At 44.9% G+C, this 17,303-nt stretch carries 9 protein-coding genes; 1 reads left to right on the forward strand and 8 read right to left on the reverse strand.

Features of this window, described 5'->3' with window-relative positions; translation table 11 throughout:
- The first annotated feature begins 12 nt into the window (after positions 1 to 12).
- Positions 13 to 1,977, forward strand: coding sequence for a RagB/SusD family nutrient uptake outer membrane protein (locus HC965_RS22885; protein ID WP_191033647.1), 1,965 nt, complete (start codon positions 13 to 15; stop codon positions 1,975 to 1,977).
- A gap of 92 nt (positions 1,978 to 2,069) precedes the next feature.
- On the opposite strand, the gene HC965_RS22890 is transcribed toward HC965_RS22885, so the two are convergent.
- From HC965_RS22890 to HC965_RS22925, 8 genes are all read right to left on the reverse strand, one after another.
- Positions 2,070 to 3,035 carry a M28 family metallopeptidase gene (locus tag HC965_RS22890; RefSeq protein WP_370539994.1) on the reverse strand — a complete coding sequence of 322 codons (966 nt, stop codon included), beginning with the start codon at positions 3,033 to 3,035 and terminating at the stop codon, positions 2,070 to 2,072.
- A 71-nt stretch (positions 3,036 to 3,106) separates the two neighbouring features.
- Positions 3,107 to 4,219, reverse strand: coding sequence for a leucine-rich repeat domain-containing protein (locus HC965_RS22895; protein WP_191033649.1), 1,113 nt, complete (start codon positions 4,217 to 4,219; stop codon positions 3,107 to 3,109).
- A 174-nt stretch (positions 4,220 to 4,393) separates the two neighbouring features.
- Positions 4,394 to 7,975, reverse strand: a complete 3,582-nt coding sequence (locus HC965_RS22900; RefSeq protein ID WP_191033650.1) for a glycoside hydrolase family 2 TIM barrel-domain containing protein — start codon at positions 7,973 to 7,975, stop codon at positions 4,394 to 4,396.
- A 10-nt stretch (positions 7,976 to 7,985) separates the two neighbouring features.
- Entirely contained in the window at positions 7,986 to 9,389 is a 1,404-nt protein-coding gene (locus HC965_RS22905; protein WP_223855010.1) for an alpha-L-fucosidase, read from the reverse strand.
- 74 nt (positions 9,390 to 9,463) lie between these two features.
- Positions 9,464 to 11,131, reverse strand: a complete 1,668-nt coding sequence (locus tag HC965_RS22910; RefSeq protein WP_191033652.1) for a GxGYxYP domain-containing protein — start codon at positions 11,129 to 11,131, stop codon at positions 9,464 to 9,466.
- A gap of 17 nt (positions 11,132 to 11,148) precedes the next feature.
- The gene (locus HC965_RS22915) at positions 11,149 to 12,120 is read right to left on the reverse strand and encodes a BT_3987 domain-containing protein (protein WP_223854991.1); all 972 of its coding nucleotides are present in this window, start codon (positions 12,118 to 12,120) and stop codon (positions 11,149 to 11,151) included.
- A 30-nt stretch (positions 12,121 to 12,150) separates the two neighbouring features.
- Positions 12,151 to 13,893 carry a RagB/SusD family nutrient uptake outer membrane protein gene (locus HC965_RS22920; protein ID WP_191033653.1) on the reverse strand — a complete coding sequence of 581 codons (1,743 nt, stop codon included), beginning with the start codon at positions 13,891 to 13,893 and terminating at the stop codon, positions 12,151 to 12,153.
- Between the two features lie 29 nt (positions 13,894 to 13,922).
- Positions 13,923 to 17,285 carry a TonB-dependent receptor gene (locus HC965_RS22925; RefSeq protein WP_191033654.1) on the reverse strand — a complete coding sequence of 1,121 codons (3,363 nt, stop codon included), beginning with the start codon at positions 17,283 to 17,285 and terminating at the stop codon, positions 13,923 to 13,925.
- Between the last annotated feature and the right edge of the window lie 18 nt (positions 17,286 to 17,303).

Consider the following 17,303-nt stretch of genomic DNA (forward strand, 5'->3'; position numbering starts at 1 on the left):
TGATACATAATCATGAAAAAGATACTATTACTTCTTACCCTTTTTACCGGGATAATGTTGACAGGATGCAATGATAGTTTTTTAGAGAAATATCCTGTGACCAGTCTGACTGAAGAAAATGCTTTCCAGTCATACGATAATTTTAAAGCCTTCATGTGGCCTTGTTATGAAATGTTTTCCAATACGAACATAGCTACGTCCACTACTGCCATCGGACGCAACTCCCATTACCTTGGTGATGTATACGCCGGATACCTGGAACAAAGAGGTGCAAGCAGTCAGAATAAATACGCATTCCAAACTGTGACGAACGCAACTTCCGGCAATGGATGGAATTTCTCTTCTTTCATCCGCCGTATCAATATCATGTTGTCTCATGTAGACGCTTCCAATATGACCGAAGGAGAAAAAAATCACTGGAAGGCTGTGGGATATTTTTTCCATTCATTTTGGTATATGGAGCTGATCGACCGTTTTGGAGATGTACCCTGGGTAGATACTCCATTGGACGACACTTCAGAAGAGGCTTACGGTTCACGTATGCCCCGCATCGAAGTAGCGGACAAAGTATTGGAACGGCTGCTATGGGCTGAATCGAATATCGGCGATGCGGCAACCTATATGAAAAAGGATGGTTCGAATACAATCAACCAAGACTGTGTGCGGGCTGCCATTTCCCGCTTCACTCTTCGCGAGGGTACTTGGAGAAAATATCATGAACTAGGAAGTTATGACAGATATTTCACAGAATGCAAGCGTGTCTCGCAACTGCTGATGCAAGATTATCCTTCCTTATATACAGGAACAGACGGGCAGCCTGCCGCCGGCTATGGTGAAATGTGGACTACGGATAATCTCAGCACAGTTCCGGGAATCATCCTTTACCAGCAATGGCTGGAAACAATCAAACCGGGAAATTCATGTTACTATGAGCATACTTCTTCACATGACATAGAAATGCATCAAGGAACAGTAGACCTGTATCTCTGCAAAGACGGAAAAACAATTTCCAATTCGGATTTATATGCCGGAGACAAAGACATCTATTCCACATTCCGTAATAGAGATCCACGTATGTATCATACTATCATGCCACCTTATAAAGTAGTGGACGGTAAAGGAGACTATACGACATGGTCGTACACCAGTGAGCCTGCCGACCGTGAATACATTGACATCATGGGAGCTAACGAATCATGCAGCAACCCGGGAGTGGGAATGAAACGTCTGCCGGGACAGAACTGGAGCGCTTCATTAGTACGGCGTATCCCCAACCTGCAAGGCGGTGCTCAATACACCATCGAAGGAAAGCAATACGGGCCACATGCTTATGTTGCCTGTCGGTCAGGATATTATGTATGGAAAAACTGGGATAACTGGGAAGAAAACTATAATAATGCGCAAGTAAACACAGCGGATAAGCCGATCTTCAAGATTGAAGAAGTTTTGTTGAATTATGCAGAAGCGATGTTCGAAACCAGTGAGTTTAACCAGACCGTTGCTGACGAAACCATAAATAAATTACGTACACGGGCAGGAGTATCCCCGATGACTATAGCGGACATTGATGAGAATTTCGATCCGAAACGTGGAAAATATTACCCGAAAGGGAATACAAACGGTATTCCGGTAGATCCGGTTTTGTGGGAAATACGCCGTGAACGTATTATTGAACTGATGGGTGAAGGATTCGGATTCTACGATGTACGACGTTGGAGAACAGCTCCCTGGTTTGTTAATATGCAGCAGAAAGGAATGTGGATTTCAAAAAGTGAGTTGAGTTCGCTTACTTTACTGAATGAAACCACCGGAACATCAGACGGTGCTAATGGCTCTATGACCGAAGGATATATTTATCTGTTCAATGATCCTGTCAAGGATGGTAAAGGCTGGCTGGAGAAATACTATTTATATCAGGTACCACTGGAAGAGATCGCTTTAAATCCTAACTTAACGCAAAATCCGGGCTGGGAATAACAAACAACTATATCAGTCCAATCTTTAGTTGTAAATCAACCGGTTCTCCTTCCCCCAAAGGAGAGCCGGTAAAAACTTCGAATGTAATTTAATCAATATGCCTTTTCATTCGCCATCTTCCACATATTCAAGAAGGAAGCCTTTGTGATTTCTACAATTTTATCCCAGTTCAACCGGTCGGCATGGTCGGAGGGTTGGTGATAATCGGGATGTCCGTCCGTATGATACCAAATGATAGGAATACCCACTTTAGCAAATGAACCATTATCGCTACCGCCTATCGGGTTAGCCCATGCACGGTAGTCCGGTTCTAACTGCAAACCGTATTTCTTAATATCTTCTTTCAGCCAATCACCAAAAGCAGGATGAGCAGCCGTATAAAAATAGACTACATGGCGAGATTGTTCGGGTTTGTTATTACGGCCAATCATATCAAAGTTCAAATAACCTCTGATTTGAGACATGAAAGGACAAGTCTGCACAAAGTATTTCGAGCCTAACAGTCCTTTTTCCTCTCCATCCCAAAAAGCGAAGATGACATTTCTTTCCGGTTGTTGTCCGCTGGCAACAAAAGCACGGGCTATTTGCAACACAGCCGATACACCGGATGCATTATCATCGGCGCCATTATAAATTTGGTCACCGTCAAGTGCAGGGTCTATTCCTAAGTGGTCGAAATGCGCGCCTACAATCACATATTCCTTGTTATTTTTACCGGGAATCATACCTAATACATTCCTCATGGAGAGCTTTTGGTGCACTTCCTGCTTTAGTTTGGCAATAGAATCGGGATGGACTTCCAAGCGTCCTTTCTTTTGACGCTCTTTGCGATAGGCATCAAAAGGTTGAAAATAACTGCCGTTTAAAGGGTGTACGCCCATCCATTGCAATAAAGAAACGATGTATTCCGAGGATACACGGGAACCATGAAATCCTGCTTCACGTCCTTGGAGTTCGTCACTTGCCAAAAAGTTAATCGTAGCTTCGGTAGAAGAGCGGTTGATGGTGTTCAGTGCTTTGTCTACGGGAGACTGGACAGGTTGGGCAAAGATAAGCATCGTTCCGCCCAATAAAAAAGAAATAAATAGATAAAATCTTCTTTTCATTAGATTCGAGTTCATGTTAACAATCAGTTTTTATTCGTGTCTATATACCAGTTTTTATTTTTAAGTATGCTCATATCACAGGTATTCTCTCCCGAATTGTCGTAGAAAGATATTCGATAATCCTTTTCATGTTCAGGAGTCGAAGGTTTATCACATGCTTTCAACGCACTAAATACCGCATTTAATTCATCCGCCTTTAAGTTGCAAGAATGACAACGCAGTATTTGCACCAGATCATTTGTCGGAATCAATAACTGAGTCAACTTTCTATTGAAGCTACAATCCAGGAAACGAAGCGAGCGATGCTTTGATAAATCCAATGTTGTCAATTGGTTGGAGCGACAGCTAAATTCTGACAACAAAGGCAACTTATCTAAAAAAGCCAATGAACTAAAAGCGCAGTTCTGTATATATAACCCGGCAATAGTCATCTTATCACCTAAATCAATAGTGGTCAGAGGATTATTATTACAATAGAGAGTTCGCAAAGCAGGCACTCCGTCCAGGGAAAGAGCAGTCAATCCATTACCGGCACAATTTAAGTCCTTCAGTTTGGGAAGGTTTACTATATTCAGGGAAGTCAACCGGGGATTGGTATAGATGTCCGCCCTTTCCAGTTGCTTGCACTGGTTTAGTTCAAGACGTTCCAGGTCAGACCAGTTGCCAATATTTATATCTTCCACATTAGGACATGAATTACTCAAATCAAGTTCCGTAGTACCCGAAAAGCTATTCAGATTCAAGCTTCTCATCCTGGGTAAATATCCCATGCGGAGATCGGTCGTGGGAAGAAGCAAGCCACTTACACTAAGAAAGTCCAGTTCTTCCGCCCATATTCTTACCCGATAACTTTTCCGGTTTCCATATTTGTAATTGATAGGTCCGGTCGTTCCCGGGTCTTCCACTTTTTGCAAACGTCCGTCGCCCCATTCAATAGCCATTCTTCCGCCGCCGGCAATCACTTCTATCTGCTTCCAGTCACTGGCGACTTCGACTGTAAACTGCAACGTATTATCATCCGTCAATTCGGGAATTTCAATATCATCTCCAAAGATTCTTTTATCTTCCGCACAGGATGTAAGCCCCAGGAACAGGCACAGTCCTATCAAAGCAAATAAATACTTATTTTCTTTCATTATGGCATATTTTGAAATCTAGTGTACAAAAATAGTAAAAGAAATAAGTAATCCCTTCAAATACAACAAAAAGTAAGCAGATTATGCCTTTTTACCCACATTCAAATTGGGCAAAAAGCGTCTGCTTACTCTTTCTTTATGCTATTAAAGCTCTGTTATCCTGTAATTCCCTGCTTATTTTGAAAAAGGAGACATACGGAAAGCATACTGATAAACCGTACCTTTCCGAATCTCGTACTTAGGTCGAGGACCCGGGCCGCAACTCGCGTTACCTAATCCACGCTGTATGCAATCTAAATTCAAAACGACTTCCGCACGGCGAATATCAGGCAAAGCGTGACCATATTTAACTTCAAACAAATCCTTATCCGTATAATGCAAAGCACTAAAATCGAAGGTATCGGCAGAAGTTATCTTTATCCCCTTCCCTTCCTTGTCCGTCAAGGTCAGCCAACGGGTATCACAACGTCCGCCCATCGTTTGTGAACGTGCATACTTTTCCTGCATATCGCTGGCGGATGATTGATACTTGCCAACGTATGCCGCATTCTTCCGGTCCTGATAATTTTCTATCGGTCCACGTCCATACCATTCCACCTGTTCTAATGAAGGGTTGAACAAAGCCTGCAAAGATAAACGGGGAAGATTGAACTCATCGTTTGTAGTAAAAGAGGCGTCCACATCTATTTCGCCATTGCCATACAAACGGTAAATCAACGTATGAGGAACCTTCACGTTTCCAACAGTTTGCTGTAACTGAATCGTTACCATAGCCGATTGATTGTCTTCCGCCCACTTCCATTCAAAACCGATAACTTCCGTTTTCGGTTCTTCCCATCTGCGCACGTCGTTATTAATGAAACGGAAAGTATTCAATGCCCATCCATCACGCAAATGGAGCATATTCTTTCCATTGTAACGAACTCCGGTCAGTTTGCCTGCTACCTTATCAAACGTAATTTCCACTTCGGGACTACGGAAGAATAAATAGCGTTTTTCTTCTTCCACCACTTTAAACGGATGTTCTTCTACAAGAGTGGAAGAAGTAACCGGTTGCAAACCTGTATGTGGAGCTTTCTGAAGCAAGAGCTGTTCCGTAGCTACGATGTGCCCGGCTTTCGCCCATACGCAATCCTCTTTCAGTTTCACTTCCAAATTCAGGAAGTATTCGCCTTCAGGAGTAAGATAACGGGAATAAGGAATCTGTACGGCACGATGTTCGCCCGGTTTGCCATCGGGCAGGGTAAATTCTTCTTCCATAACAGGTACGCCATCTTTCAGAATCACATAACGCAGATTAAAGTCATGCAAGTTAAGGAAAGCATAACGGTTGCGTACTCCCACACTATTCTCCCCATTCGGTTCGAGAGTGATATACTGATACACCTTTTTCACTTCCCATAACTTCGGAGTAATCCGACGGTCAGGGGTCACAATACCGTTACAGCAAAAGTCATTGTCATTAGGGCGGTCGCCAAAACTGCCACCAAAATAATAGTGGTCGGCAGGTTGTCCGGGCATATTCAATCCCTGGTCTACCCAGTCCCAGATACATCCGCCAATCATACGTTTGGAATGATTCTCTATATAATCCCAGTATTCTTCCAGGTTACCAATGGCATTTCCCATCGCGTGGGCATATTCACAAAGAAAATAAGGTTTATTGCGGGGCTGTTCGTCCTGTTCTACCATACCTTCAATCGAAGGATACATACGGGAGTCCATATCTGCCACATCATTCATTCCTTCATAGTGGATATAGCGGTCATCTATTGCTTTGGCGGCTTTATAAGTAGCTTCAAAGTTACGTCCGCCCCCCGATTCATTTCCCATAGACCAGAAAACAACCGAAGGGTGATTCTTATCCCGTTCCACCATTCGCACCATTCTGTCTACATAGGCTCCTTCCCAACTCTCACGGGTTGACAGAGACATATTGCCGTGACACTCGATGTCGGCCTCATCCATCACATACAATCCGTAATAGTCATACAGAGCATACATCTTCGGATCGTTTGGATAATGGCTGGTACGTACTGTGTTAAGATTGAAACGTTTGAAGAGAAGAATGTCTTCTATCATACTTTCCATCGGAACCGCTTTTCCAAACTGCGGATGCGTATCGTGACGATTGGCTCCTTTGAAAAGAACGAGCGCGTTGTTGATATATACTTTATTGTTCCTGATTTCTATCTTACGGAAACCATATTGCTGGGTAGTTGCTTCCAGTACATTTCCTGCCGTGTCAAGCAGTTCAAAATTGACTGTATATAAGTCAGGAGTTTCTGCGCTCCACAGTTGCGGGTCACGAATCGTAGTCTTGCCTTCGCACACATTCTCCTGTCCGCCGGAAATTTGTCCCGTAGGTATCGTAAACGAACGCAGGGATTCGCCTTTCGTATTGAATAAAGAAACATGTAAAGTTCCTTCCTGAGCTTTCTTTCCATAATTGTGCACATCCGCTTTCACTTTCAGTTCCGCTTTATCCAGGCGGTCGCTTATCAGAGAAGTCAGGTGGATATCACGCAGGCGAACTTTCGGTGTAGCCACGAGATAAACATCGCGGTGGATACCGCTTAAACGGAACATATCCTGGTCTTCCAGGAAGCTACCGTCACACCAACGGTAGACTTCTACGGCTACCGTATTCTTGCCCGGTTTCACGTAAGGGGTAATACGGAATTCCGCATCGTTATTCGCTCCCTGCGAATACCCCACTTTCTTACCGTTCACCCATATATAGGCGGCACTGTAAATACCATCGAAATGGATAAAAACTTCCTTATCCTTCCAATCGGCGGGAAGTGTAAAATCCCGGCGATAAGAACCTACCGCATTCGGTTCTTTTTCGACTGTGTAGCCGCGTTGTCCCTGTATGAAAGGGGGATTGTTACGGATAGGATAAGTGATGTTGGTATAAATCGGAGTGCCATATCCGTGCATTTCCCAGTTAGACGGGACAGGGATTTCTTTCCAATCGGATACATCATAATTCGTTTTATAGAAGTTTACCGGACGTTCGGACGGCTGTTTTACCCAGTTAAATTTCCAGTTACCATTCAGTAGCAGGTAACGGGAAGAGTTGGTACGTTCCCAAGGACGCATATAAACCGGATCCGCCTTCATCTCCTCCGGGTTGGCGAACGGAATAAATGTAGCCCTGCCTTCCTCTTTATTGACGGCATAGATACGTTCATTCTCCCAATCATGGGTACTCTTTACTTTCAGAGCTTCGGCTACTACTTTCAGGTTCGACTTCCGTATCTGCCACTGTTGGTTATTCTTCGAGGCATCCGCCTTTAATTGGAAGACAGGATCGCCCACCGGCCCCGCATCCGAAAAGCCTAAGTTATAGCCGGTTGCCACGTTGGTAAATATATAATTCCCGTTCGGCAAAGCGGTCACTTTCCATTGTTGGTTCGGGTTCCTGGCATCCGATGACCATTGGATGACGGGACAGGCTACCTCTCCTTTACCGCTATTATCAATGTTCATCTGCGTCAGCGGACTGGTAATGGTATAACATCCTTCCTGTTCACACGGAATCAAATTCCAAACTTGCGACTCTTTGTCCGCTTCTCTCTTACTGATAAACACTTTCGTATTGGTATCCAGATTCTCCTGATTGTCAAGAACAAGCCCGTTGACCGTATGGATTTCGTATCCTTGCTTCGGGTCAAATTGCTGTGCTACGGCAGAAGAGACTGAAAACGTCAGTGCAATCAATGCACTTCCAAAGATTTTTAATCGTTGCATATCTAATTTATTATGATTGGAAAAGAGATGATTGTTTATATACACCAAATGTATGAATTGCGGGACAAGCCTTACCGTCCAGAATACGCAAACGTACTTGTCCGGCTTTTACAGGGGCAAAACGTACAATCCATTTATTGCCGACAGACTGTTTATCCGTAGCTTCCGGAATAGGAATCCAGTTCTTGCCGTCTTCGGAATATTCCACACTCCATTTCGTAGTCCGGTGTCCCAGCTCTATGACTTCCTGTATCATCAGGCAGTCAAACTCGGTTTTCTTTGGTAAGGTGAAGACAATATCAGCTTTCACATTCCCGTCTTTTCCGGCAAAATAGGTTTCTTTCTTATCATCTATCATTTTCTCGGGGGCAAACTTGGTTCCTCGTACATTAGTGGCTTTTACTTTAGCTTTAGTCAACAGGTTGACACTGAAAGTTTCATCAATTCCTTGTTTTAGTAATGCCGCATGCAGTGAGTCGGTCGGATGAATCAGTCCCCGTCTGTCAGGCGGAAAATTAAGAAGTAATACACTATTGCGTCCTACGGAAGTGCAATAAATATCCCAAAGTTCACTGACGCTCTTCACGCGGTTATCTTCTTCGGCATGATAGAACCAGCTTGGACGGATAGAGACATCCGTTTCCGCAGGAACATACGCATCTCCTTTCGGACTGCCTTCATTCAGTCCCTTATAATACTGCGCTTCATCACGGATAGCTATCGAATCGGTCGTTGCCCAACAAGGGTCGCCCGCTTCTCCCGCTTCATTTCCCATCCAGCGGACATCTGCGAATGGATATGAATTCTTTGTTCCGAAGATAACGCAATCCGGTTGTTTCTCACGGACAATCTTATACCAGTGACGGTAAATCGGCGTTGTCAGTTCGTCAGCTCCGGCACCATCCCACCAGGTTTCCCATATCTTACCGTAGTCGCTCATCAACTCATTGAGTTGGCAGGCGTAATATTCTTTATAACGTTCGGTGGTATAAAGAGGAGAAAGATGTTCGTGACGATCGTGCGGCCCCAGGTAGATACCTGCTTTCAGTCCATATTCTTCACAAGCATCGACAAACTCACGGACTACATCCCCCTTGCCATTCTTCCAGGTGGCGTTCTTCACACTGTAGTCAGTGTATTTACTCGGCCACAGGCAAAATCCATCGGCATGTTTGGCGGTGAGGATAGCAGCGGGAATCCCCGCTGCTTTTAAAGTTCTCATCCATTGTCCGCAATCTAAAGCTGTCGGATTAAAAATTGCCGTACTGGCACGTCCGTCTCCTTCGTTCACAAATTCCTCGAAAGTGTTGATTCCAAAATGAAAGAACGCAATCATTTCACGATTGTACCATTCCAACTGTCTTTCACTCGGAGTCAGTCCACAAGGCGCAGGCGCTTGTTGTGCCATAGCCATGACGGAACAGGTAGTAGTTACGACTAATGCCAAGAGTTTTTTTATGTTCATGATATATAGATTACGAATAAGATTTAGTTAGTAGGTCCCAGGTTTTGTTTCACAAGTTGCACGAACTGGTCAACGGGGACAACACGTACATTATCATTCAGCCCGTCAATGACTGTTTTGATACATTGTTGGTCTTTTGTCCAGCAATGTACGAAAACAAAGGTGTATCCGTCCGCACTGTGCGGATTAGCAGAACGGCTGTTGATTTGGGAAATAACGGCTGCTTCTTCGCCCCTGCCGTTACTAAGACCTTCCCACAATACGCTTCTCTGCTCAATCACAGGTTTGCCGTTATCCGAAAACTTAATGCCGCCGGCTCCTGTCTCCCCATATCCCGTATAGAATATGGCATCAATATTAGGCTGAGCCAGATACTTGTTATAAACCTTGGAATTAGTCATAATTTTCTGATCCAGGATATTACAGATATTCAAACCTACCTTATCCACATACTCGTTAAGCTTAACCAGATATGCGTCCAAATCGGCGTCCGACATCTTACTAGGAAAAATATAACTGCTGCCACTCGGCCCTGCTACAAAGTAATCCCCTTCCTTGCTATTCTCATAATACCAACGCAATGCTGCCGGAGCCAGGTCATACAAAGAAGGCGAAATGGTATAGCCTACCGGGAATTGTCCATGCAGATCATGGTCGAAGTATCCCTGTTGTCCCCAAAGGTTAAAGGCGATATTGTCACCATCACTTACGAGGAATGTCACATAGTGTACGTTCTCTTCGGTAGTCACCTCTTTGGTTGCCGGACGTTGTTTTAATCCCGACGTATCATAGATGCTGCTCAATGTCGCCAGGTTCGCAGCCTGGTCGGTCGGCAGCATAGATACTCCCAGTTTGGAAGCATTATTCACCATTCCCCATTCATCCAGATCGTAATAACCGAAGCAATAGGCTCCCTCATCCAAGTCTGTCAGAATAGATGTGCGCCAAGTCCAGTCTTTACGGGCGTTATAGTCATAAAATGCAAAGGCGTTCGTCATCGTGATATAGTCACGCAGATGATGAAAAATCTCCGGTTTCATATCAGCCGCCAGGCTTTTATCCAACTGGTCTTTATAATTTTCATACAACCACTTTTCGTCGTGTGAACTTACATTCATTAATTCGGTAGTCACTCCCATCGCCTTGACCTTATCCACCAAAGATTCCTGAACGGCAATTCCACGTAGCAAACCACACAGAGAAGTAGCTACATTGACAGAATGGGATTGTCCGTCTGAATAAGGTTTATAAGTAATGTACCCTTTTATCACTCCTGTCTCTACATAATGTGCCACTAAAGACGACAATGAATTGTAGGTTTTCACAGGAATACCATATTTGTTCTGCATCTGCTTCAACCATACGGAAGAAGGGCCGCCCTCATTTATATAAACCTGATCGCCCGTTACTCTTGCCGCAAGTCCCGCCAAGGTGGAAAGGATTACTTTCTCGCCATCATTCAGTCCGGTGATAGACAAGGAATTCAAGGATTTCAATTCGCGCCCTTTCAGATGTACAAATCCTCTGCTCAACGGTTCGGACGGGTCGATGAGGTCATCTCCCGGTTCTTCAGGTTCTTCAGGATTTCCGGTGGAAGGAGTATATTTGGGTATAACCACACCTGCCGTCGGGTCTTCCATGCAAGAAGCCAGTAAGCAGAATGTTAATAATATATAGATGTATTTTTTCATGATGATTATCTTTCCTGTTACTTAATAATAGAAATCGCATTTATTTCAGCCACAGCAGTAGCCCATTTTCCACTATATACGGCTGTAATGGTCAAGCGGAAATAACGCGCCTGCTTGAATCCGGGGAAATAAGAACGGAATTCTTCTTTCGCTCCTGCGGGCAGGTCACTGTATGTTCCGGCTGATTCCCATTTGGTTCCGTCGAGACTGGTTTCCATCGTCATCTCCTGCGGCCATGCTTCACCGTGATCCCTGGATACATATTGAAAGCCGAGCATCTTCACTTCCTTGCCCATATCCACTACGATATGATGTGGAGGTTCAGGCTCATTGCCCTTCCATTGTGTATGCCAAAAAGTTCCTTTCAGCCCGTCGAAAGCATGAATGGCATGCCCGTTGTCCGAACCTTCGCCGCTGGTTTCTTCCGAAGACACTTCTACTATCTGCCACTCACTGCGATCCGCCAACGGCATCGCCCACACATCTTCTGCGCCACTCAACAGATAATATACTGTCTGCTGAATATGATCGGCTTGCGCTCCCTCTATGGAAGTGATGGTGATTGGTAATAAATAAGAGTCGAACGGCTGAATCTTTCCCTGGGCGTTGACTGCAAGTATCAAGTCGTCAGAAGAGCTCTTCCCTGCCTGAATAACCGCTTCCGTAGTGAGCGTATAGCAGTCTGAAGGAAGCAAAGGGTAATCTGTGCCGCATAAAGAATTATATTCGTTCACTTTGGCTTCGTCTACGCTCAACTGTACCTTAACGTCTCCCGACACTTCCTTACCGGAACGGGTAACATAATCACTGGCAGTCACGGCTACATGAAACACCTCTCTTAACTCTGTATCCAGGTCGAAATTCTTAATCTGCAAAGCTTTCGCTTCCGGGATATAGACTTTGCAAACATCATCATCACTACATCCACTCAGCAAGGCCAATGAACAAAACATCGCACCTGCCGCTATGATAAATCTATTTAGTTTCATACGAATAATCTTTCAAGGTTTACATTGTTATTAATATCCGGGATTTTGTCCGCCTGCCCATCCGTCTTCGCCGCCGTTCTGCTCACGGATTACCGGATTCTTATCCAACACATATTGCGGAATAGGCTGGTAATACATACGGGGCAGGAAAGTACGCTTGCCCACTTCGTGATAATTATATTCCCATACGCCGTCTCCGTCCGTATCTTCAACCTTCATACCGCCAATAGGCTTATTCATCACGCCATTCTCACCGTCACAAATCTTCCAGCGAAGAATATCCCACCAGCGTTTATCTTCGAATGCCAGTTCGATACGTCGATCCCTGCGGATAACTTCACGCAACTGGTTCTCCGTAATGCCCTGCGGATATGTGTCTTCAATGGAAGGCATATTACCGCCACGCGTTCTTACCATATCCAGGTATTCTACGGCTGTCGGTTTATCTCCCGCTTCCAAAGATGCTTCGGCATACATCAGCAATACATCCGCATAACGGAAGAAGATATAATTCGCCATACCGTTGCTCATTTGCAGATTATCCGCTCCATTCACAGATTCGTCAATCGTTTTGCGGGTATAGTAACCCGTATTCGTAACGTCACTTTCGGAAGAAGTATCTATCTCATTCGGACTGCCTACTCCTACGCGGGTAATGATTTCTTCACCCTGCCACATGGAGCCGTCATACAAGATACTCTGATAGAAACGTTTTTCACGACCTTTATATGGATTATTCTTATTATAACCGGAGGCAGGATCAGAGATCGGCAGTCCGTTTGCCATGCAATAGTCGTCTACAAGTTCCTGTGTAGGTTGCATATTCCCCCAACTGGACTGTACTCCTTTCACAAATACCGGGCCGAACAGACCTTCACGGCGTCCGCCGTTCTGCTTGGACATCTGGAAGTCGAAAATAACTTCATCATTATTATTCGTAGCTTCTGTCCAAAGATCGAGGATAGTGGGTTGCAAATGATACACCCCTAATCCTATCACATCTTGCAATGTCGCGGCAGCAGCTTCCCAACGTTTCTTATCCTTGCCGGGATTACGTAATTCACTGGCATGGAACAGTTCCACCCATCCTTTCAGTGTCAGGATTGCTCCTTTGGAAGCGCGTCCCAAATCGGCACCGCTACGACGGTCGGGAAGGTCTTCTTTGATTTCATCCAACTCTTTATCTATAAATTCAAATGTCTTCTGCGCAGTTTCACGCGGATAGAAAATATCCGTACTCACATTATTATCCAACACCTCTGTAATAATAGGCACACCGCCGTAAGCCATCCAAAGATAATGGTAGAACCAGGCACGCAGGAAACGTGCTTCGGCCAGGCGTTCTTTCTTATAATCGGCAGAAAATTCCGATTCCTTCACCTTGTTGATGAAAAGATTGCAGGAACGGATACGTTCATACTGTCCCTTCGCGTCATCGTTATTCTGACGTCCCCATTTCCACATATCCCATGGGCCGGGTATCCAACTGGTAGGAGACAACGCTCCGGTATATATAGTTGTCCGCGCATTCATCCATTCGGCTCCGACATATGAATTGTCCGAATATTGATCCAGATTCTGCGTTTCATTATTCAAATGAGGCAACTGATTATAAATGTCGTTCAGAAACATATCGGCATTCTCTTCCGATCCCCAAACCGTCGTATCTCCGAAACGGTCTTTCGGCTCTATCTCAAGCCAGTCTTCACAAGCAGACAGCAAAGCTAATGTTCCTGCCAGGCAAACTGTTTTTATTATAGTATGTATTCTCATATTCTATACTTTTTATGATGGTTAACTAATTAAAAAGTGACGTTCAGACCAAAAGCATATACTGCCTGCTGCATATAGTATTTACCATTGGCAGACTTGGCTTCCGGGTCTACAAGTTCTTTCATAAACGGAGTCCATGTCCATAGATTCTGACCGGAAGCATATACGCGCGCGGAGCTGATACCGATAAAGTTCAATGCCGAACGGGGCAAAGTGTAACCGATTTCAATACTTTTCAGACGAATGTAGGTAGCGTCACGAACCCACCAGGAAGAAGGCTGACGATGGTTGTTGACAGTCACCTCACTGGTCAGGCGCGGATAGCGAGCGTTCGGATTATCCGGTGTCCAGTGATCCTTGAACTGCAACTTGGTGGCAGAGCCCGAATCAAAGAACGGCATCACCAATGTTTCACCCAATGAAATGCTGGTACGGGTAGCTCCCTGAATCAAGGCATTCAAGTCGAAATTCTTCCATTGGATGCTGGGAGATAGACCGAAAATAATTTCGGGAGCCCAGTTGGAGTATCCGATTACCGTCTGGTCATGTTCATCAATCTTGCCGTCGGGCACTCCGTTAGGGCCGCTTAAATCCTTGTAACGCAAATCTCCCGGATATACTTGTCCCCAAGGCTGTGTAGCGATACCGGACTTCAACGAACCGTCGGGATTGAAATCATCATATGTGAAATAGCCCAGCGCATCATATCCGAACATTGTCCCGTCAGGACGTCCCGTTCTGCGGCGGTTCGGATTATTATATGTAGCTTCCGTTTCAAATACTTCATCCAGGATATTCCGCGCGAACGTAAATGTTCCCTTAGCGCCGACCATCCAGTCTTTGTTGATACGTTTATTGAAGTTCAAAGAGAAATCAACACCCTGGTTGTGCATGCTTCCCGCATTTACCTGCGACAAGGGAATACCATATTCTGCCGGAACCAAAGCATTAGGAGCCATCAGCATATTCGAACGTTTTTCATAAAAATAGTCCGCTTCTAAAGAAAGCATGCCGTTCAGTACGGAGAATTCTATACCGAAGTCAAACTTCTTCGCTTTCTCCCAAGTGATATTCGGGTTACCTTGCAGGTTTTCCCACATACCCATCATGGGCACTCCGCCGAAGTTGACAGCATTACCGAATCCATAATCACTCATGTACTGGTAAGAACTACCCGCCAGGTTTCCGGATTCACCGTATGACAGACGGAATTTCAATTTGTCCATCCATTCTATATCTTTCATAAAAGATTCTTCGCGCAAGTTCCATCCAAGTGAGAAGGCGGGGAAGAAACCGAAACGTTTGCCCGGAGCAAAGTAATAGTGTCCGTCATAACGTCCTGACACTTCAGCCATATAGCGGTTATCGTAATTGTATCCCAAACGGAATGCGTATCCCACCTGACGTTCCTTCCAGGAAGTTCCCCCGTTGCTTATATCAGCAGGGTCGCTGCTGCCCGCATTGATTTCATCAATGTCGATATTATAATTCAGACGCTTGGCATTCATGTTCCACACGTTTCTTTCGCGGGCTTCAATGACTCCCAGTCCGGTCACTGTATGCTTGCCGAAAGTCCGGGAGTAATTAATCATTCCCTGGTAGGTCATGCTCACACTCTCTTCAAAAGATTGTTCCAGATTCGGTTTCTCCGGTCCTTGGAATCCTTCCATATATTGATAGGGAGTTTGTGAGGCATCCAGCGTATAAACAGGGATTGGAGTCATATACTTCTTTTTCTTTATCCGGTACGGGTCGTAGTTGATAACGCCTTTAATGCTCAATCCTTTGACGAAAGGAAGTTGCTGTTCGATAGAAAGTGAAGTATTCAGCTGGTCGGCAGGTTCCTGGCGGTATCCGCTACGGTAGGCCAATCCGAAAAGGGATTTTCCTACATATTGTCCCCACAATCCATTGGAGTATTGGATAGCTGAAATAGGCGGTGTACGATAAGCCTGATACATGATGTCTCCCGTATCGGCTCCCGGATAGTTTTTCTTTTCGTGCCATCCGCCGAGACTTAAACTTATCTTCGTGTATTTGGTGGCATCCACGCTCAGGTTAGCCAGCAGGTTGAAACGCTGATAATCCGTAGTGCTCCACATACCTTGCTGATAGGAATATCCCAAAGATACGTAGTATTGGAATTTGTCGCTACCACCGGACAATTGCAAGTTGTGATTGGTGATTACAGAATTGCTTTGCACTAAATCGCGCAATCCGTTGCTGTTAGGATAACGGTCAGGGTCGGCATCCGGGTCGCCTGCACTTGTTTTACGATACATTTCGAGGTCATGCTGTGAATAGGCGTAATAATTAGGATAACCGGCATTCATAGCGGCTTCGTTTTTCATCAAAGCATATTCATAGGAGTTCACCTGGTCCGTGATGCGGGTGGGATTCTGGAAACCGATGTATCCGTTGTATGACAATACGGGAGCACCGCTTTTTCCTTTTTTAGTAGTTACCAGCACTACACCATTGGCACCCGCCATACCGTAAGGCGCTACGGCAGCCGCATCTTTCAGAATCGTAATATCTTCGATCATGTTTGGGTCGATGCGTGAGAAGTCACGGGGAACACCGTCTACCACTACCAGCGGAGACTGGTTTCCCAATGTAGCCACACCGCGGATTCTCAAATCAGAACCATCGGCTCCCGGTTCGCCCGAGCCTTGCTTCGCGATGACTCCGGCCATACGTCCCGCCAAACTGTTAGAGATATTGATAACCGGCTTTTGCGCAACATCTTTTGTTTTCATGCTCGAAACGGCAGCGGTAGAAGAGATTTTCTTCTGTGTACCGTAAGCCACGACGACTACTTCGTCCAGTATTTCAGAGTCTTCTTCCAGAATGATACGGACATTGTTCTGTCCATTTACTGATACGTTCTTAGTTGCAAAGCCCACATAGGTCACGGACAACACCGCGGTGGAAGGCAAAGCCAGAGTAAACTTACCGTCGATATCCGTGATTGTACCATTGGCTGCGCTCCCCTGCTCCATGATATTGGCTCCGATAATCGGCTCACCGCTTTTATCTACTACGCTCCCTTTGACTGTTATTTTTTTACCTATTGATTTCTTGTCTATCTGCGTTTTCTTCAGTGAAATGTAATTGTCCGCATATTCATACATCAATCCTAGCTGGGGCAATGCATTATCCAGCAGAATCTTTACCTGTTTATTATGAGCGTTGATTTTTACCTTTTGTTCGATATTGATGTCTTTTCCGTAGACAAACAAATATCCAGTCTGTTTTTCGATGTCGCGAATCAGTTCTTTTAGCGAAATCGAGTTCTTATTAATATTCACAACTGCTGTCTGTGCCTGTACCTGATATGTAAAAAGGTTAATAAACAGGAGCAAGGCAAGCAGTGAAAGGATTTTTTTCATAACTTTGCTAAGTGATTT

This window comes from Bacteroides sp. GM023 (genome assembly GCF_014750685.1).
In the GTDB taxonomy this organism is placed as follows: Bacteria; Bacteroidota; Bacteroidia; order Bacteroidales; family Bacteroidaceae; genus Bacteroides.

Coding starts and splice junctions, on each gene's coding strand:
- HC965_RS22885 (WP_191033647.1), top strand. CDS start 13: ATGAAAAAGATACTATTACTTCTTACCCTTTTTACCGGGATAATGTTG.
- HC965_RS22890 (WP_370539994.1), bottom strand. CDS start 3,035: ATGCTTATCTTTGCCCAACCTGTCCAGTCTCCCGTAGACAAAGCACTG.
- HC965_RS22895 (WP_191033649.1), bottom strand. CDS start 4,219: ATGAAAGAAAATAAGTATTTATTTGCTTTGATAGGACTGTGCCTGTTC.
- HC965_RS22900 (WP_191033650.1), bottom strand. CDS start 7,975: ATGCAACGATTAAAAATCTTTGGAAGTGCATTGATTGCACTGACGTTT.
- HC965_RS22905 (WP_223855010.1), bottom strand. CDS start 9,389: ATGGCTATGGCACAACAAGCGCCTGCGCCTTGTGGACTGACTCCGAGT.
- HC965_RS22910 (WP_191033652.1), bottom strand. CDS start 11,131: ATGAAAAAATACATCTATATATTATTAACATTCTGCTTACTGGCTTCT.
- HC965_RS22915 (WP_223854991.1), bottom strand. CDS start 12,120: ATGAAACTAAATAGATTTATCATAGCGGCAGGTGCGATGTTTTGTTCA.
- HC965_RS22920 (WP_191033653.1), bottom strand. CDS start 13,893: ATGAGAATACATACTATAATAAAAACAGTTTGCCTGGCAGGAACATTA.
- HC965_RS22925 (WP_191033654.1), bottom strand. CDS start 17,285: ATGAAAAAAATCCTTTCACTGCTTGCCTTGCTCCTGTTTATTAACCTT.